General features: G+C 55.2%; 16 protein-coding genes. 11 read left to right on the top strand and 5 right to left on the bottom strand.

Annotation, left to right across the window (positions count from 1 at the left end; genetic code table 11):
• Positions 1-30 precede the first annotated feature (30 nt).
• Entirely contained in the window at positions 31-2583 is a 2553-nt protein-coding gene (locus J4772_RS21050; RefSeq protein ID WP_209071268.1) for a discoidin domain-containing protein, read from the top strand.
• Positions 2584-2657: 74 nt separating this feature from the next.
• Here the strand turns inward: J4772_RS21050 and J4772_RS21045 are convergent, their stop codons facing one another.
• A complete protein-coding gene (locus tag J4772_RS21045) occupies positions 2658-2795 on the bottom strand; it encodes a hypothetical protein (protein ID WP_247740799.1) in 138 nt (45 codons plus the stop codon).
• A gap of 1 nt (position 2796) precedes the next feature.
• Here J4772_RS21045 and J4772_RS21040 point away from each other — a divergent pair, with 1 nt between their 5' ends.
• Positions 2797-3225: a Uma2 family endonuclease gene (locus tag J4772_RS21040; RefSeq protein ID WP_247740798.1), complete on the top strand. Its 429-nt coding sequence runs from the start codon at positions 2797-2799 to the stop codon at positions 3223-3225.
• A 34-nt stretch (positions 3226-3259) separates the two neighbouring features.
• Here J4772_RS21040 and J4772_RS21035 read toward each other — a convergent pair whose 3' ends face one another.
• Positions 3260-4162 carry an AraC family transcriptional regulator gene (locus J4772_RS21035; RefSeq protein ID WP_209071265.1) on the bottom strand — a complete coding sequence of 301 codons (903 nt, stop codon included), beginning with the start codon at positions 4160-4162 and terminating at the stop codon, positions 3260-3262.
• 245 nt (positions 4163-4407) lie between these two features.
• Between J4772_RS21035 and J4772_RS21030 the strand changes: the two genes are divergently transcribed.
• The 3 genes from J4772_RS21030 to J4772_RS21020 are packed head-to-tail and all read left to right on the top strand — an operon-like array spanning position 4408 to position 6781.
• Complete coding sequence (locus tag J4772_RS21030) at positions 4408-5118, top strand: PIG-L deacetylase family protein (protein WP_181917934.1); 711 nt, start codon at positions 4408-4410, stop codon at positions 5116-5118.
• 28 nt (positions 5119-5146) lie between these two features.
• Positions 5147-6097: a sugar phosphate isomerase family gene (locus tag J4772_RS21025; RefSeq protein WP_209071264.1), complete on the top strand. Its 951-nt coding sequence runs from the start codon at positions 5147-5149 to the stop codon at positions 6095-6097.
• A 60-nt stretch (positions 6098-6157) separates the two neighbouring features.
• Positions 6158-6781 carry a carbohydrate-binding family 9-like protein gene (locus J4772_RS21020; RefSeq protein ID WP_181917933.1) on the top strand — a complete coding sequence of 208 codons (624 nt, stop codon included), beginning with the start codon at positions 6158-6160 and terminating at the stop codon, positions 6779-6781.
• A 29-nt stretch (positions 6782-6810) separates the two neighbouring features.
• Here the strand turns inward: J4772_RS21020 and melA are convergent, their stop codons facing one another.
• From melA to J4772_RS21005, 3 genes are read right to left on the bottom strand one after another with little or no spacing between them, the layout of a single operon-like run.
• On the bottom strand, positions 6811-8223 hold the full coding sequence (gene melA / locus J4772_RS21015; protein WP_116063383.1) for an alpha-galactosidase: 1413 nt from the start codon (positions 8221-8223) through the stop codon (positions 6811-6813).
• Between the two features lie 21 nt (positions 8224-8244).
• On the bottom strand, positions 8245-9297 hold the full coding sequence (locus J4772_RS21010) for a Gfo/Idh/MocA family protein (RefSeq protein ID WP_209071263.1): 1053 nt from the start codon (positions 9295-9297) through the stop codon (positions 8245-8247).
• Positions 9298-9302: 5 nt separating this feature from the next.
• Positions 9303-10388: an FG-GAP repeat domain-containing protein gene (locus J4772_RS21005; RefSeq protein WP_209071262.1), complete on the bottom strand. Its 1086-nt coding sequence runs from the start codon at positions 10386-10388 to the stop codon at positions 9303-9305.
• A 153-nt stretch (positions 10389-10541) separates the two neighbouring features.
• Between J4772_RS21005 and J4772_RS21000 the strand changes: the two genes are divergently transcribed.
• From J4772_RS21000 to J4772_RS20975, 6 genes are all read left to right on the top strand, one after another.
• A complete protein-coding gene (locus J4772_RS21000) occupies positions 10542-11369 on the top strand; it encodes an AraC family transcriptional regulator (protein WP_209071261.1) in 828 nt (275 codons plus the stop codon).
• A gap of 178 nt (positions 11370-11547) precedes the next feature.
• Complete coding sequence (locus J4772_RS20995) at positions 11548-12867, top strand: sugar ABC transporter substrate-binding protein (protein ID WP_209071260.1); 1320 nt, start codon at positions 11548-11550, stop codon at positions 12865-12867.
• Positions 12868-12929: 62 nt separating this feature from the next.
• Positions 12930-13793 carry a carbohydrate ABC transporter permease gene (locus J4772_RS20990; protein ID WP_116063378.1) on the top strand — a complete coding sequence of 288 codons (864 nt, stop codon included), beginning with the start codon at positions 12930-12932 and terminating at the stop codon, positions 13791-13793.
• Between the two features lie 4 nt (positions 13794-13797).
• The gene (locus J4772_RS20985) at positions 13798-14619 is read left to right on the top strand and encodes a carbohydrate ABC transporter permease (RefSeq protein WP_116063377.1); all 822 of its coding nucleotides are present in this window, start codon (positions 13798-13800) and stop codon (positions 14617-14619) included.
• Between the two features lie 52 nt (positions 14620-14671).
• Positions 14672-16510: a sensor histidine kinase gene (locus J4772_RS20980; protein ID WP_209071259.1), complete on the top strand. Its 1839-nt coding sequence runs from the start codon at positions 14672-14674 to the stop codon at positions 16508-16510.
• Entirely contained in the window at positions 16503-17570 is a 1068-nt protein-coding gene (locus J4772_RS20975) for a response regulator (RefSeq protein ID WP_209071258.1), read from the top strand. Before J4772_RS20980 ends, J4772_RS20975 begins: the two co-directional genes overlap by 8 nt.
• The last annotated feature ends 75 nt before the right edge of the window (positions 17571-17645 follow it).

The following is a 17645-nucleotide window of genomic DNA, read 5'->3' as shown; positions in this document are numbered from 1 at the left end:
AAAGCGCTCTCAATTAGAGGAGGTCATTTCATGAAAAAAAAGGCACCTTTCCTTCTAGGCTTATTGGCGGCAATTTTCGTTTTCTCTACCGTTTCTTCGGTCCAAGCGGCAATACCCGATCCGAAGGTTGCTCCGTTCCCGATCGGGATCTTCTGGTCGCCGAGTCCTCAGGATACGACGTTCGAAAATTACGAACAGATCAAGGACATGAATGCGACCTACGTTCTCTTGACGAACGGCGTTATCAACCAAAGCCTTAACGACGCCGCATTGGCGCAGTGTGCCGCTAACGGCTTAAAATGCGTCGTGCAGGAAGAAAGACTGGATTCGTACAAATTTAACGAATTGCAAAATCTCGGCGACGGAGGAGATTTTCTCAACTACGGTCATTCGTTCGGGCAAACGTTCACAACTCCGAATACTCCGGATATTGCAATCGATACCATAGAGCTGTTCATGGATGAAAATTTGCCGGCCAGCGGTCAGAAGATGACGTTAAAGCTTTACGATTCGCCAAGCAAGACGACTCTGATCGGGAGTTCATCGATAACCGGTCCTGCCGGAACAATCCACCCTACCTTTTATTTTTATAAATGGCTTACTCCGAACACCACGTATTACATGGAGTTGACCGCCGATGGGCCATTGGCTCAAAGCTACGTGATCTATCATACTTCCGACGCGTATAGCGGAGGAACGGCTTACCGGGACGGAGTTGCCCAGGCAGGGCATGACTTATGGTTTAATCTCCGTTACGCCCGGAGCATGTTTATCGGAGGCGCCGAGCCGTATGCGGCTGATATCGCCGAAATTACCAATCACTACAAAACGAACGGAGCTTTCCTGGGTTATCATCTTGTCGATGAGCCTTCCGCGGAGAAGATGGTCGGTTTACAAAGCACGATCGAGAAAATCAGGGCGGCCGATCCCGATCATCTGACCTACGTGAATCTGCTTCCGACCTATGCGGGCAACCTTGGTTTCGGCGGGCAGACGGGTGTATTCGTAAGCCCGACTCAATCCGTAGGACAGTCTTTTAAGACCAATTCGAAGACGACAACGATATCGACTGTTCAGTTGTATATCGACAAGAATCAATGGGGGACGAACGAGCCTCTAACTCTGAAGCTGTGGAATTCTCCTGCCAAAACGACGTTGATCGCGCAGCAGACGCGATCGGGAGCGAGCACGAATTATCCGCAGTTTACTTTGAACGCGGCCGTAAGCCCGAATACAACCTACTACTGGGAGCTTACCCATGGGGGCGGCGGGGATAATTCCGTCGGTTGGATCGTAAAATCGACTAGCGGAACGGAATGGGAGAAAGACGGTACGGCCTACGTGGCCGGCAGTCCCTCGGACGGAGACTTTTGGTTTACCCTTAATCAAAACCTGACCGCTTTTTCCTACGAAGATTACGTCTATCGCTGGGCCAGCAAAGACCCGGACTTCATGATGTACGATCATTATCCGTTCAGCGCAAGCGGAGGGATTAGCGCCGATTATTATTCCAATATGGAAATCATCCGCAGGCAATCTCTGGCGGCATCGATTGATTTTTGGACCTATATTCAATCGGTAGGAATTACGGGAATGCTCAGGGCGCCTTCGGAAGGAGAAATGAGGTACCAAGTGTATACCAGCCTCGCCTACGGGGCTAAAGGAATCAATTACTTCACATACGAGACTCCGTCCGGTCAAGGAGAACCGTTCCATGACGGCATTCTGCTGCCGAACGGAACTAAGAACGCTTCTTATACGTATGCGCAAAATATTAACGCGGAGGTGTTGAAGCTCGGACCTAAACTATTGTCGCTGACCTCCCAGGCCGTATATCATACCGGAACGCTGCCCGCGGGTACGACTGCGCTGCCTTCGAGCTTTTTCCTTCAGCCGTCTAATGCTGCCGATCCATTAGTGATTGGATACTCGACAGATGCCGAAGGACGCCGATATGTCATGGTAACCAACCGGGATACCGTCAATTCCAGAACGGTGTCGTTTACGCTTTCGCCTAAACCGAGCGCGGTAACGGAAATCTCCAAAACGACGGGAGGCGAAGTCGCCACGAATTACAATCCGGCCACGGGAGCTATGTCGGCCGCCTTTGCGCCGGGAGAAGGTAGGTTGTACGCTTTGCCGTCAGCCCCTTCGAACTTAGCGTTAAATGCTGCAGTTACGGTAAGCAGCGAGTATTCGGGCTGGCCGAAGAGCAGGCTGACGGACGGGAACAGATCGACCAATTTTTCGACGCAGACGGGAATAACGAGCGACCATGCCGAATGGATCGAGATCGATATGGGCTCCCCGGTCGCGTTTAACAAGGTCGTTCTTGTCGGCCGTACCGAGCCTTATGGCTACCCGAAGAATTTTAAGATTCAAGTGTGGGACGGAGCGAATTGGCAGGATCGGGTAACCCGGACCAACGAATCTCAACCTGCTTCTAGTGCGGCGCTTGCCTATACTTGGGGTTATGCCGATACGACGAATAAAATCCGAATTTCCGCATCGGGACTGCGCCCGGACAATAACGGGCATTATGTTCTTCAGCTGGGAGAAGTAGAAGTCTACAACGAGTCATAACTTTAATCACCGCCGCCGCATCCCGATTCCGGGAAGGGCTGGCGGTGGTTTCATATTGGTCGAGGGTTAGAACCTCATAAAGCGAAGGCGGCTTTCGCCCACGTATAATCGGGGTCCGGCTGCGTTCCGTCCTTGTAGGTGGAGATCAAAGCCCAACGGTCGGCGCCCGACGTATTCGGATAGGAGGCGTGCAGCAGCAAATCGTGGAACACGATGGCGTCGCCCTTGGAGGCCGGCAAATCCACGATTTGCGAGGGATCGATTCTTTATGCGCCTGTCGACGTCTATTTGGACGAGGATAACCTGTTTCAGCCCGATCTGGTGTATATTTTGCACGAGAATGCTTCTATTATCAAGCCGAAACGGATCGAGGGCATTCCTGATCTGGTCGTCGAAATTTTATCTCCCTCTACCAGTCACAACGACAAAATAAGAAAAAAACGCCAATATGAGCGCTTCGGGCTGAAGGAATACTGGATTGTCGATCCGGTTCATCTGACGTTGGACCAGTTTATTCTCGATGCGAACGGCAAGCTGCAGCTCGTAGAAACGTATGATGCTCATGCTCCGAGCAAAGTGGCTTCTCCCATGTTCTCCTGCATCGATATCGATATGAAGCGCATGTTCGCGAATTTGCGTTGAGGCGATCGCCGAGGGGTGCCCTCCCCGGACGCTTCTATACTTTGGCAATCACCGTCTTCAGATACTCGGAGGGCGACATATCCGTATCCGACTTGAAGTGCCGCGAGAAGCTGTGTACGCTGCCGTAGCCGAGCTTATCGGCGATTTCCGTGAACGTGTGCCGCTGCGCGCGGATCAAGCTCTTGGCCTGCTCGATCTTCAGACGGCGATAGTGCTTCATGATGCTGATGCCGCGGTGTTCCTTGAACAGCGTAAGCGCATGGCTTTTGCTCAGGTTGAACTGCTTGTAGATATCCTCCAGACGCAGATCCGCGTAGAGGTGCTGCTCCATATATTCGCACATGCGCTGGACGAGATCGTCCTCGCTTTTTCGTTTAATGGACGCCGACAGCCGCTGCTCCTGCCGGGCCAGCAGGTCTCCGGCGTCCCTCAGGCGGACGAGCAGCATTTCCAGATGGAGCTTGAGCAGCTGCTCCGCTCCGACGGGGGCGTCCGTCTTTCTGCGGAGAGTATGGTTGCGCGGATCGTCGAACGGAGGGAGGAAGGCGGCGAATCCGCTTTTCATAATTTGCGCGAGAATCCCCTTCTGCTCATCGTCCAGCGTAAAAATTTTATTTTCAAAGTAAGCCATTTCCTCGGAACGGCACACGAAAGAGAGAATAATCACGTTCGGAGCGACCGTCTTGTTGGCCCATACCCCGTGAAATTCGTTCGGCTTGTGAAAAATCATGTCCCCCTGCTTAAGCCGATAGCCCTCCGTGTCCGCGAATACTTCCAGCTCTCCTTTATCCACATAGACGAATTCCCAAAAATCGTGCTTCTCCCCCTCGAAGGCGAAGTCCTTGGAAAACTCGAAATAATGGAACGAAACGAGCTGCTTGACCGCGAACGGCTCCTTAAGCTTGGTGCGGGGGAAGCTTCTGTCCGGGTTCGTCATCGGCTTGGCCTCCGTCTAATGGACTACCTATTCATTGGTTCAATTATAGCATGGGAACGCCGAGCCTCGATCCTCTTTTCGTGAATAGCTGCAATCTTCGGGAACGGACGAAAAACAGACTTATTGCCACGTTTCGCGGCCTTTTTGCTAAAGCCTGCGCTGCGTTGTATCGCTTACACTCAAGGGAGTCGGCAGGGGATAACGGACCTCTCGAACTTAACTTAACGAATCTAGGAGGCGTGGCGATGAACGTACTCGCGGTAGGCTGCCACCCGGACGATCTGGAGATCGGCTGCGGCGGTACGCTGGCGAAGCTGGCGGCGCAAGGCCATCAAGTGACGATGGTTCACGTGGCTAACGGCAACAAAGGCCATAAAGTGATTCCGGCGGAGGAACTGAAACGGATCAGAAGTCTGGAAGCTAAGGCGGCCGGCGCGCTGATCGGCGCGGAGGTCATCAGCTTGGACGTTCCGGACCTGGCGGTCAAGTCGGACCAGGACGAGTTGATCGGCAAGCTGGTTGAAGTCATTCGACGCACGAAGCCGGATTATATCATAACGCATCCGCCCGAGGATTACATGAAGGACCATATGGAAGTGTCGCGAGCGGTGTTCGACGCGAGCTTCGCGGCGACCGTGCCGTATTATCGCGCGGACGCGAACGAGGAGGCTCACGATAAAGTCGCTCCGATCTATTACATGGACACGCTTGCGGGAGTCGGCTTTCTCCCTACTGAATACGTGGATATCAGCGATCACATCGAAACGAAAATTCAAATGAACGATTGCCACCAAAGTCAGATCAAATGGCTGTACGAGCACGACGGAATCGACTTCCTCGATTTCGTGCGGACGGTGTCCAAGTTCCGCGGGCTGCAATGCGGCAAGCCGTACGCGGAAGGCTTTAAGCAATGTCAGGCCTGGCCGAGGCTGACGGCAGAGAGACTGCTGCCCTAACAACGACAAGAATAGGAGAGTGCCGAACATGAACTTTAATCAAACGGTCAAAGGCTCCCTGCTTGAAGGCTTCTATCCCGCCGGGTGGGATATGGAGAAGATCGATCGCTGCTGTGCCAACGCTCCGGAGACGATCGGAGACCGTCAGCAATTCTGGAACGAAGCGTTCCAGCCGGTCGCTTGTGCAGAAGTGCAGGAGCTCGACGTGAAAATGGGCCATGAGATCGCAACGGAAATTCGCCGCGCCAAGGAAGCCGGACGCAAAATCGCGTTTATTTTGCCGGTAGGGCCGATGGGGATGTACAAGTGGGCGGTTTACTTCCTGAACGAATGGAATGTCGATTGCTCGCACGTGTACGGCTTCAACATGGACGAATGGAGCGACGGGGAAGGGAACACGCTGCCATCTGACAATCCGGGCTCGTTCCAGAACGCGATGGAACAGGCGTTTTACGGTCCGCTTGGCGAGCTTACCGTTCCGACCTCACAGCGTCACTTCGCCACAAAAGCGACTTTGCCGACTTATGCGGAGAAGATCGCGGCGTTAAAGGCGGAGGGGGCCGAGCTGATCACCGTGTTCGGCATCGGACGGATGATGCACATTGCGTTCTGGGAGCCGCACTTCGGCGCGGAGTTCGCCAGCGATGAAGAGTGGAGCAAGCAGACCCACCGCATTGGAGCGCAGCTTCACCCTCTAACGATCGAGCAGAACGCGATTACCAGCTTCAAGAGTCGGACGACGCTCGTGCCTTGCCGCGCGAATACGGTCGGCCCAGGTTTATTCCTGCAATCCGACCGCATCATCGGCGGCTGCGACGGCGCGCTTGGCCGCGGCATGCAGTGGCAGGGACTGTCGCTATGGACGACGCTGCGGCACGGGCCGAACAGATGGCTGCCGTCGACGTATATGCCGACGCTGCCTGGCAAGCTGTTTTATTTGCAGGCTTTGGCGGGACCTCTGGAAGCGGACATGAACTAAAGGTATAATGAAAGCCGTCCCTTTTCAATGACAGAGTTTCGGAAAATGACGGAGGTTTATATGTCGAAGCTAGCAGAGATCCCGACTTATCCATGCGAATATGTGAATTACACGAACGAAATCTGGGAACGCATCGCTGCCGTCAGTCTCGTGGACGTCGTCACGGGCGGGGACGTTCTCGAGTCGACGCACGTTAAAGTCTGCTGGGACGACAACGCTTTGTACGCGAGATTCGAGTGCGTGGACACGCATGTCGTCTCGCAGTATACAAATCGCAAAGATCCGCTGTGGGAACAGGACGTCGTGGAGATGTTTATCGACGAAGAGGGCAAGTGCAGGCGGTACATGGAGCTTGTCGTCAGCCCGAACGGCGTGCTCTGCGATGTGATGATCGATCACGACGACGAGAACGATCCGAATAGCTTTAAGGTGGGCTCGGAGTGGGAGGTTCAAGGCTTCGAGCAGAAGATCGAGGCGGAAGGAGAACGGCGCACCTATACGTTCAGGCTGCCGTTCTCGAACTTCTCCAAAGCTCCGCAAGACGGGACGCAGTGGAGAGTCAACTTCTTCCGCATCGACGACGAGCCGAACGGCACCCGTCACTACCAAGCTTGGTCGCCGACGGGCGCCGAGAACTACCATATTTCCGATCGGTTCGGCAGGCTCGTTTTTACAAGAAGCTAAAGTTGAGTAGAGTCGAGGGGCTCGATCTCCTATTTCGCCAATTCTCCAAAACGGGAGAAGACGGCGAGGGCGGGATCGATCGGCACCTCGGCTCTCTTGACGTTTTCCGGAATGCGGATCGTCGGCGTCGGCCGCGGGCTGCGCCCCGAGAACTGCGGCAGCCACTGACGCTGGGCGTCCATCATTTCGGTTGCCATGTCGCGGATTTCCTTCAACGTCAGCACCGACGACGTAAGCGGATCGAGAGCGAGCGCCTGCACGACCGTCTCCGGATCGCCGGATTTGGCGGCGAGCACGGCCAGGCGCTGCACGTTGATGTTGGTCAGGTTAAGCGCAGCGCACTGCGGCGGGATTTCGCCGACCAGCGTTCTGTGCAGACCGGTGCGGTCGGCGAATACGGGCCCCTCCGCGCAGCACTCGTTCGGCAGGTTGGAGATCATGCCGTTGTTGCGCAGGTTGCCGCTGAACTTGAACGTTTTGCCGGTTTCCAGCGCTTCGATGATGTAGGCGCAGTATTCGACGCTGCGCGGAGGCAGGTCGTAGCTCTCGTCCTTCAGAATGTCCTGGTTCTTGTATTTGTCGGCCACGTAGGTACACCAATTGTAATACGCTCCCGACTCCCCGCCGAAGGAAGGTTCGTCGCAGTACGTGTCGAGCGCCTTGCTGTTTTTGCGGAACCACGGGACGTACTCCGAGAGATGGCCGGTCGACTCGGTCATGAAATAGCCGAAGTGGCGAAACACCTCGCCGCGCACCTTCTCGTTGACGTAAAATTCCGGCTGCTCGAACTTCTCTCGCAGCTCGGGGTACAGATCGCGTCCGCGATGCGACAGCTTCGTAAACCAGCCCATATGGTTAATGCCGGCGGAGACGTAATCGATCTCCTGTTTCGGTACGCCTACATAGCCGGAGACGAGGTCCAGCGTCGTCTGTACGCCGTGGCATAGCCCGACGTACTGAATGTTCGTCTCTCCGAGCGCCCAGCAGACCATCGCCATCGGGTTGACGTAATTGAGCAGCGTCGCGTTCGGACACAGCTCCTCCATGTCGCGCGCCACGTCGAGAATGACGGGAATGCTCCTCAGCGCCCGGAATACGCCGCCGGGACCTAGCGTGTCGCCAATGCATTGATCGACGCCGTATTTCAGCGGAATTTTGTAATCCAGCTCGAAGGCGGATACGCCGCCGACCTGGAATGAGACGATAACGTAGCTGGCGCCGGCCAGCGCTTCCCTGCGGTCGGTCGTGATCGTTACTTTGGATTTCAGGCCGTTTTTCTCGATGACCTTATCCGCGAAGGCTTTGACCTGCGAGGTTTTGCTTGTGGAGGGAGCCATCAGCGCGAATTCCGTCTCCTCCAGCTCCGGCGTCGCCATAATGTCCAGCATCAGCGTTTTGCAGAATACGATGCTTCCCGCCCCGATAATCGCCACTTTTCTCATGCATGACACCTCATTTCATCGTTATTGGTATTGCTGCATCAAGCGAATGTAATCTCGAGCCAGCTTCAAATCCTCCAACGCTTCCTTCGATTCGCAAGGGGCCGAACGCTCTCCCCGCACCGCGGCGATAAAGTTCATCGCCTGCTGACGCATGGCGGAGCGGTTGGGCATAACCGGAATTTCATAAGAAGGCGTGCCATTGCCGTTGTCCTTCATGATCGTCACCTTGCCGGCGATCTGGCGGGCAAGCGGAGGCGGAAGCTCTACGCGAACAAACCCTTTCTCGAAGCAGACGAGCAGGCTTTCATGCCATTCGATCGAAGTGCTGTAAGGGGCCATCTCCAATGCAACGGTGGCGCCGCTGTCGCTCTCTCCGGTCAGCAACACGCCCAGACGGTCCCCGAAGGTCAGCCGATAAGGCTCGCCCAGCAGGAAGCGAATGGCGTTGACCTGATGAATGTAATAATTGACGAAGGTGTCCAGGTCGCGGGATTGCTTCTCGGTAAAATAGGAAGGAAATGCCTCCGCCGGAATCGCCGGATACCCCTCGTCCGTGCCGAGCGGAGCGTCCGCGCCGCCGATCCAGTCCCCGGGCGGCATGGTCACGCGAACGTACTGCAGTTTGCCGTATTCTCCGCTGCTTTTCCACTCGTCGATCCGTTTCTTGGCATATTCCATAGCGGGGTCGGAGCGCTTATGATAGCCGATCATATGCAGCGTCTTATGCTCATCCGCTAGCTGTACGAGCTGCTCGCCCGCCTCGACGGTCAGCGACAGCGGTTTCTCGGTCAACACCGGAATGCCCGCGCGCAAAATATCGGGAAGAAGAGCCTGATGCGAGCGATACTGCTGAGGGGCGACGATTGCGTCTACTTTGGCGTCGCTCAACAATTCCAGATGATCCGTGTATACCTTTGGAACGCCGTAACGCGCCGCCACGGTATGCGCAAGCTGGGGACGAACCTCCGCCAGCGCGACGACCTCGCACAGTTCGGTCAGCGCCGAATAGTTGGACAGATGCGCCATCTGCCCCATGCCTCCCGTGCCTACGAATCCGATTTTCAATTTTGCCATCGTTCTCACTCCTGCGGTCCCAAGTTTTCGAATAAGTACAAGCCTTCCGTGCCCGGTGCGACGATGTCCGGATAGCCGTTGCCCGTCACGTCCTGAATCCACATGAAGATGCCGTTGCCCGACGCCTCGCCCGCAGGACCGTAATCGATCACATGCTTCTCGAAGCGCCCTCCGTCGATCTTGAAATAATAGAGTCCGAGCGGATCGTCGAAGCCGGGATCGTCGTCGTGCGCCAAATATCGCTTGCCCGTGACCAGCTCCAGCTCTCCGTCCAGATCGAGATCGACAAGCATGAGATCGTGGTATTGCGAAGCGGTTGCGTCAATCTCATGGCGAACCCAACTGCGGGCGCCGTCCTCCCCGATCATTTGCTCATACCAGTGCAGGCCGTAGTCGTGCGCCTGGCCGACGATCAGATCGCACAGACCGTTGCCGGTTACGTCGTACCCGATAATCGGCACGCTGGCCGTGCCAAGCGAGAATTCGGGATGGAACGTCCAGGGACCGGCGAACGGATCTTCCGGCTGCTCCAGCCAGCCTCCGCTCAGCACGACGTCCAACCTTCCGTTGCCGGTAATGTCCGCGAAGCCCAGGCCGTGTCCGCTCGGCTGGTCGAAGATGACCGTTTTGCGGAATTTTCCGGTGCCTTTGCCGTTTTCGTCGCAGACGAGCTTGTAGAAGGCTTGCGGGGCTCCCGGCGTATTCGGGAAAATTTCGGGAATGCCGCAGCCGTCGATGTCGCAGTAGCGGATCGTCTCGATATTAGAGGTCGGGTCGATCTCGAACGTCTCCCATTCCGCGGCGGAATCTCCCGGGTTTTTGCGCCATTTCAGCGCGCCGCCCCACCAGGAGCCGGTGACGATGTCCATCCGGCCATCGCCGTCCACGTCCATCGGGAAATCGGAGAAATCGTCCCGATAATGTCCGTGGGAGGCAAGCTCGCAGATTTTGTGCCGCTTGACGAAGTCCGGACCCTCGTACCAATACGCGCCGCTCACGATATCCAATACGCCGTCGTTGTTGACGTCGAATACCGAGCAGGCTTCATACGGGTCGTCGCTGAGCTTTCTTTTACTGAATGCAATCGCCATCGTCGTTCACTCCTTCTTGGAGAAAAATATTGAATATTTAGGAAAGCGCTATTGCCGTATCCTTATCTATCAATCTAAACTGAAGTAAATAGAGGTTCAATGAGCGATGTTGCGAACTTTGGCTATTGAAAATTGGGATATGGGGGGATGGGCATGAGGCAATCGGTCGTCGTTCGGATGCCGTCGATCCTGGGGGGAGCGCTCATTCAACCTCCTCTGGGCGAGAGGTTCTATTTTCCGCTGCACCAGCACGAAAACTGTTCGGAAATGCTGTTGATCGTAGAAGGGCAAGGCGAATTCCTGGTGGACGGTAAAGCCTATACGGCCAAAGAGGGGAGTTTGCTCATCTACAATCGGGGCATTTGGCACGAGGAGCGGTCGATCGGCGACAGGTTCAAGGCCGTCTACGTGGGGTATACCGAGCTTCAAATCAAGGGATTGCCTCCGGATTATTTGTCCGGGACCGAGCAGCCGGCTTGTCTGGAGCTAGGAGAGCATTATTTGCCGATCAAGCAGCTGCTCTATGAGATAGTGGCCGAATGGCACAGTCCGCTGCCGGAATCAGAGATCGTGGCGAACGGGCTGCTCGGCGCATTAATGGGGCGTGTGGCGCGGCTGCTGCATTATTCAGAAGAGGTACAGGTCAAAAGGCGGTCCGGCAAAGAGATCGTGCATCAGGCGAGAAGATATATAGAGGAAAACTATCCGTCCGACGTCAGTCTGGCGATTTTGGCGAAGCTGACGCACACGAACGCCTATCATCTGATCCATTTGTTTAAGCAGGAGACGGGGGTGAGCCCGATTCATTATTTGATTCGCTACCGGATGGAGGTGGCCAAGCAAATCTTGGCGACGACCGTTCTGCCGATGGTCGATATTGCCGAGAAGGTCGGTTACAAGAGCGAGACGTATTTTCAGAACCTGTTCAAGAAAACGACGGGGATATCGCCTGGTAAGTATCGCTTGTCTTGTCGGGAATAAACGGGCCTTCTTTCCTTCTTTGTCGCGCCGCGACCTCTTTCCGCAACATTCGCAAGCAATGTGACATAATCGCAACTGTTGTCAATTGTTCCCCGGACGGCTGCCCGATAAGATTAGGGTAGTCGGCCGGACAATCTCGCCGAGCGGCGGCCGGCATCATCTCGTAGGGGGGCATAACATGTTCGCACCATTAAAGAAACGAATCGCTCCGGGGATTTCCCTGCTGCTGCTGGCTGGCGTTGTAAGCGCATGCGGCGGCAACGAACCGGGCGAGTCGCAGGGGCAGTCGACCGGGGGAGGAAAGCAGGAGGTTACGTTAAGCGTTCTGATCGACTCCTCCAACAACGAGCAAAACACCCGGATTTTGAACGAAGCGGCGCAACTGGCCTCGAAAAACAGCGAGAAGTACAGCATCAAGGTACGTTTGGACACGGTGCCGAATACCGATATGGACAAAAAGGTCGACGTACTGGCCGCCGGCTCCAATTTACCCGACTTGGTCGCCTCCGCTCCCAAGCAGGTGTGGATGAAGCGAGGATTGTTGGCCGATTTGACGGAATGGTTTGACCGATCGCCGATGAAGGACGATTACATGTACCCGAGTCTGCTGGAAGAGGGGCGAAACAACGGCAAGCTGTATTCGGTGCCGATCAAAGCGGACTCCATTTTCTTGATCTACAACAAGGATCTTCTGAGTAAGGCGGGGATTGCCGACACCGGCTTCAGCTCGATCTCGTGGGACGATTGGATCGCCATGTTGGAGCAAATCAAGGGGGCCGGCCTTAAGGCGGCCAACGGTAAAGACGTTAAAGGCTTTACGTTCCGCATCAGCACTTACGAGACTGCGCCGTTCGTATTCAGCGCAGGCGGGGAGTTCTTCACTCAGGACGGATCGAAGGCGGTATTCGACAGTCCGGAGGCAGCCGACGGCCTGGCCAAGCTGAAGGGACTCGTCTCCAGCGGCTACGCGGACAAGCCGGAAACGGATTACGCCAACTGGATGAGCGTCTTCTTCAACGAAAACGCGGCCTTTACGATTACGGGAGGCTGGTCGCTCGCCACTTTCGAGGAGGGGGGGCTGGATTTGAGCAAGCTCGGCTTTTCCACTGTGCCGGCCATCCGGGACAGCACCTCCATTTTTGGCCCGGGACTCAGTTTCTCGGTTTTCGAGTCCAGTGCCAAGAAGGAAGCCGCCCTCGAGCTGCTCACCGCACTGTACTCATCGGAAATTTATAAGCAATGGCTGGAAATCACGGCAGGCATTCCGGTGCTCGCCTCGCTGTCCGATGATCCGCAGTTTGCGGCTAATCCAATCAAGCCGGTGCTGTCCGAGCAATTAAATCGGATCAAGCCGATTCATTCGGACAATTCGTCGAGCTTTTGGACGAAGTACGACCAGCTGCTGGAAAAGATCATACTGACCGATGCGGACATCTCGGTGCAGCAAGCCGAGCTCCAAGCGTCTATCCAACAAGAGATCGACAACAATTTAAAGTAAGCTAGAAGGGGGGAGAGGCAGAGAGGCCATCTTCCCCCTTTGCTTTGGAAAGGGTGCTTGCCATGAGTTTCATTAAACGGGAGAACTGGCTGGCGTACGTTCTGGTCGGTCCGGTGCTGCTCTTTTACGCTGTTATCTTCGTATATCCGCTTTTGCAGATGCTGCTGCTTTCCTTTCAGTCCTACGATTTTTATACGCCGCCGGAATTTACGGGGTTGGACAACTACGCCCGGTTGCTCGGCGATCGCGAGTTGCTTGCCAAATTGGGCTACACTTTGTTTTACTGGCTGATTGGACCGATTACGATCGCGGCCTCCTTCGTTACGGCGTTGCTGCTTAGCAAGCTGAACCGCGGTCAAGCGTTTTTCCGCTCCGCGTTTTACGGCACGTCGATGGCGCCGATGGTCGCGCTTGCCGTCGTGTTCATGTATTTGTTCAGTCCCAACCATGGCATCGTCAATAACGTGCTGACCGATCTGCATTTGCCGGCAGTCGAATGGCTGTACGAACCGCTGCTCGCCAAAACGGTCGTGATGTCGATTTTCTTTTTCATGAATATGGGCTTTTACACGATCTTGTTCCTGTCGGGCATCCTCGGCGTCGATCAAAGCCTTTACGCGGCCGCCTCTTTAGACGGCGCGGGACGGTGGCGCCAGGTCTGGCATATTACGTTGCCGCAAATTCGCCCGGTGATGATTTTCGCCACGATCCTGATGACGATTTCCATCTTCCAGATGTACGGTCAGATCGTCATTTTGACGAAGGGCGGCCCATTCGGCAGTACCGAAACTGTCTTTATGTACGCCATGAACAAAGCGTTCACCGATCACCAGATGGGCTACGCGGCGACGATCGTCGTCGTGCTCTCCGCTCTTCTCGGGCTGATCTCCTACGGCATACTGAAAATCGGCGAAGAAAAGGAGTGACGATATGACGACAACGACAACGCAGCGTTACGTCAGCTTTGTCCTGCTGCTGCTGGGCATCGCGTTTCTGGCTTTCCCGCTGCTCATCCTGCTGTTCTCCTCGTTTAAGCCGAATGTCGAGGTGTATGCCTTTCCGTTTCGTTTTTTTCCCGAACGATGGACGATCGCCAACTATTTCAGCGCATGGAGCAGCAATTTGGACCGCTATGCGTGGAATTCCGTCGTCACCTCGGCGATCCCGACGTTGACGTCGATCGTGTTCGGCATATTGGCGGCCTATGCGCTGGCTAAAATGTCGTTTCTCGGAAAAGGTTTGATTTTGAAGTTTATCGTACTGATGATGCTCGTCCCGCTGGATATTCTGGTCGTCCCTATGTTTCAACTGTTCAAGAGCTTTCAGCTTCTGGACACGTTGTCGGGCATTCTGATTCCGGGGCTCATGAGCGCTTTCGGCGTGTTCCTAATGAGGCAGTTCATGGTGCAAATTCCCGACGAGCTGATCGAAGCGGCACGTATCGACGGCTGCGGCTTGGCGGGGATTATCGTACGGGTGGTACTGCCCAATATCAAGCCTGGAATCGCGGTGCTCGGCATTACGACTTTTCTTTCCAACTGGAATGCGTTTACGTGGCCCTTTATTATTACAAGTGGGGACACGAACAAAACGCTGGCCGTCGGCCTTGCGAGCATGGTAACGTCAATCAACAATTTCAATCCCGGAGCGCTGCTTGCCGGCGGCGTCATCATGATCGTTCCCGTGTTCGGACTGTTTGTGCTTTTCCAGAAAAGCATCACTCAGGTGTACTTGACGGCGGGAATCAAATAATTCCACGAACCGTTCAGGCGCCTAGTCATCGGCTGGGAGGACGGAAACCGCAATGCTGACTTCGATGCGTAACCGAATGGTTCTGCTCGTGTTGTTGATGATCGTGGTGCTGACTCTAACGGTAGCTTTCATCGCGCTGCGCCATAACTATAACTCCGCCTCGGAGATGGCCGAACGCTACAATCGGCAGCTGGCGCTGGACGCGATGGAATCGCTGGACATCAAAAACAGAAAATACGGCGAGGTTTCGCTGCAGATCGTGATGAGCTCGTACGTGCAGGAGCAATTGCCCCGGTTGCTCGAAGCCGAAAAGGACGAGTCCGAGTTTCTCGCTTTCAAGACGGGGTTGACCGAATTTTTGCAGCAATACTACTATACGTCCGATGAAATCGAGAGCATTCGCGTTTGGTTCGGCGATAAGGCGGTGTCCGTCGGAGAGCCGCGATTAAAGAAGGGCGGATACGAGGAGCAGGCGGGCTATCAGGCAGCCAAGGCCAATCCGGCTCATCTGGCTTGGACAAGCAGCACCAACCGTACGATGTCCCAATGGCACGTTATCACGAGTTTCCATGGCAAGCTCGGTCCGAACAACGGCAGCGCGAATCCGGTCATCGGAGCGGTGGAAATCAACATGAAACCGCAGCGCTTGCTAGAGAGCATAGACAAGCTGAAGGTGATTCCCGGAGTTCGTTTGAGCTACGTAAATCGAAATGGCGAGCTGCTTTTTCGCTATCCGGAGGACGACGAGGAATTGGGAGAAAGAGCCGGCGAAGACCTTGCTTTGCTGGAAGCCTGGAAAAAGCGCGGCGGAGAGCCGCAGACGGAAGTTGCAGGGTTCAGCCAAGGAGGGCACGCGTTTTTTATCGAACGTTCCTATCTGGGTATGCATCTGATTATTGCTTATCCGGTGCAAACCTTTACCGAATACGTTTCGGTAGCCGGCCGGCAGGTGGCCTTGATCGCGCTTGTCGTGCTCCTTCTATCCGTTCTCGGCGTGGCGTACATCTCCCATATGACGACCCGACCGCTGCGCATCGTTCTGGAGGGCATAGGCAAGTTCGGCGAGGGACGGCTGGAGGAGAAGATCAGAGTGACCGGCGTACGCGAGATCGACCGAATCGGCCGAGGGCTCAACCGGATGGCTCGCCAAATCCAACAACTGCTGGACAGCCAGGTCGGGTTCAAGCAGAAGGAGCACGACCTGGAATTGAAAAGCAAGCAGGCCGAGTTAAAAGCTTTGCGCAACCAGATCAACCCCCACTTCTTGTTCAATACGCTGCAATCGATCCATTCCGTCGCGCTGCGCAAGACGGGGAAAGAAACCGAAATCAACCGGATGATCCTTCATCTGTCCAAACTTCTGAGGGAGAGCATTTATCAGATCGGGAACAACGTGACCTTGGAAAACGAGCTGAACAACTTATGGGCTTACGTTGAGCTTCAGCAATACCGCTTCAAAGGGAAATTTTACGTGAAGTGGGAGCTCGATTACTTTTCCCTTTCGCAAATCGTGCCTTGTCTCATCCTTCAGCCGATTATGGAGAACGCCATTTATCACGGAGCGAGCAGTTCCGAGCGCGATTGCGTTCTTATCGTTGTCCGAAGCGGCTTCGACGAGCGGGAGCTCGTGTTGGAGGTGCGGGACGAGGGCATCGGCATGGAGCCGGAAACATTGGAGCGTCTCCGGGAAAGCCTTGCGGAGGGCCGGGAGCCGGCGCAAGGTTCCGGCGGTGTGGGGCTGATCAATACGCATCATCGTTTGAAGCATGAATTCGGACAATCGTACGCAATGACCATCGACAGCATTCCGCATGTCGGAACGACCGTGCGAATCGTCATCCGTACGGAAGGATCAGATACGATCGGCAACGAGGGTGAAGAGAATGTATAAAGCGTTAATTGTCGACGACGAGCAAATGATTCGCGAGGACCTCCAAGATTTCGTCGGCTGGAAGGAAGCGGGCTTTACGGAGGTGCATCAGGCAGGCAACGGGGCGCAGGCGCTCAAGATCGCCGCGGACATCCGCTTCGATCTGGTGCTTGCCGATATCAACATGCCCGGCATGAACGGCATCGAAATGATTCGTCGGCTTCGGGAACAGGGCTGCCAAGCGGCGATGGTCGTCATTACGGCTTATGGCGAATTCGAATACGCCAAACAGGCTATCTCGCTTGGCGTTAAGGAGTACGTGCTAAAACCGATCGATTTCGGCGAGCTGCAAGCGCTCGTCTCGCGCATAGCCGGCCAATTGCGCGAAACGACGGAGGAAGAGCGCAATCGGCAGTTTGTCCGTGAGGCCGAGCTCGCTTGCGCAGAGCTGCTGGAGTCGGCGGCCTTACTGCGACGGGAGAAAGCGGAAGAGGCGGTCGAGCGTCTGTTTGCCGCCCAGCATGCGCTATGCCAGCCGCTGGAATCCGTATTTCCGCTGCTTAGACAAACGATCGCGGAGGCGGAATCCCAATTGAATTCGCTGGATTCCTCCGGCTATGCCGCCCGGCAGGGCGTGTTCCTGGAGCTGCTGCAAAGATTGGCCGCTTGCGAATCCCGTCAAGAGGCGATAATGCTGTTCCGCCATTTGGCCGCGCATTTGACGGATGGCTACGAAGAGGCCGGAACGGCGGATCGAAGTTCGTTCAGCCATCTCAAGGCGCTGATCCGCGAACATTTGGAGGAGGACATTTCCCTGGAGTGGTTGGCACAGCGAGTCCATCGTAGCGCGAACTACTTAAGCGTCGTGTTTAAGAGAGAAACGGGCGAAAACTTCAACGAGTTTCTGATGCGCGAGAGAATGATGGTCGCGCGGCAGCTGCTCGGTAGCAAGGAACACCGGATCGTTGACGTCGGAATGAGGGTCGGCTATGCCAACTACAGAAGCTTTAACCGGGCGTTCAAAAATTATTTCGGACAGTCCCCAAGCGATTATCGCAGCCAATACGGCTCCAAACCATAAAAATGTCATCCGATACAAAGGATTGTCAATTGAATCTTTTCGGGCTCTTTGGGATGATCGGGGCGTACCGCGCAA

Origin of the sequence: Cohnella sp. LGH, assembly GCF_017671885.1 — a bacterium.
Classification (GTDB): domain Bacteria; phylum Bacillota; class Bacilli; order Paenibacillales; family Paenibacillaceae; genus Cohnella; species Cohnella phaseoli.
The sequence above is the reverse complement of the archived record's forward strand: the minus strand, read 5'-3'. Positions and strand labels throughout refer to the sequence as shown.

Coding starts and splice junctions, on each gene's coding strand:
- J4772_RS21050 (WP_209071268.1), top strand. CDS start 31: ATGAAAAAAAAGGCACCTTTCCTTCTAGGCTTATTGGCGGCAATTTTC.
- J4772_RS21040 (WP_247740798.1), top strand. CDS start 2,797: ATGGCGTCGCCCTTGGAGGCCGGCAAATCCACGATTTGCGAGGGATCG.
- J4772_RS21035 (WP_209071265.1), bottom strand. CDS start 4,162: ATGACGAACCCGGACAGAAGCTTCCCCCGCACCAAGCTTAAGGAGCCG.
- J4772_RS21030 (WP_181917934.1), top strand. CDS start 4,408: ATGAACGTACTCGCGGTAGGCTGCCACCCGGACGATCTGGAGATCGGC.
- J4772_RS21025 (WP_209071264.1), top strand. CDS start 5,147: ATGAACTTTAATCAAACGGTCAAAGGCTCCCTGCTTGAAGGCTTCTAT.
- J4772_RS21020 (WP_181917933.1), top strand. CDS start 6,158: ATGTCGAAGCTAGCAGAGATCCCGACTTATCCATGCGAATATGTGAAT.
- melA (WP_116063383.1), bottom strand. CDS start 8,223: ATGAGAAAAGTGGCGATTATCGGGGCGGGAAGCATCGTATTCTGCAAA.
- J4772_RS21010 (WP_209071263.1), bottom strand. CDS start 9,297: ATGGCAAAATTGAAAATCGGATTCGTAGGCACGGGAGGCATGGGGCAG.
- J4772_RS21005 (WP_209071262.1), bottom strand. CDS start 10,388: ATGGCGATTGCATTCAGTAAAAGAAAGCTCAGCGACGACCCGTATGAA.
- J4772_RS21000 (WP_209071261.1), top strand. CDS start 10,542: ATGAGGCAATCGGTCGTCGTTCGGATGCCGTCGATCCTGGGGGGAGCG.
- J4772_RS20995 (WP_209071260.1), top strand. CDS start 11,548: ATGTTCGCACCATTAAAGAAACGAATCGCTCCGGGGATTTCCCTGCTG.
- J4772_RS20990 (WP_116063378.1), top strand. CDS start 12,930: ATGAGTTTCATTAAACGGGAGAACTGGCTGGCGTACGTTCTGGTCGGT.
- J4772_RS20985 (WP_116063377.1), top strand. CDS start 13,798: ATGACGACAACGACAACGCAGCGTTACGTCAGCTTTGTCCTGCTGCTG.
- J4772_RS20980 (WP_209071259.1), top strand. CDS start 14,672: ATGCTGACTTCGATGCGTAACCGAATGGTTCTGCTCGTGTTGTTGATG.
- J4772_RS20975 (WP_209071258.1), top strand. CDS start 16,503: ATGTATAAAGCGTTAATTGTCGACGACGAGCAAATGATTCGCGAGGAC.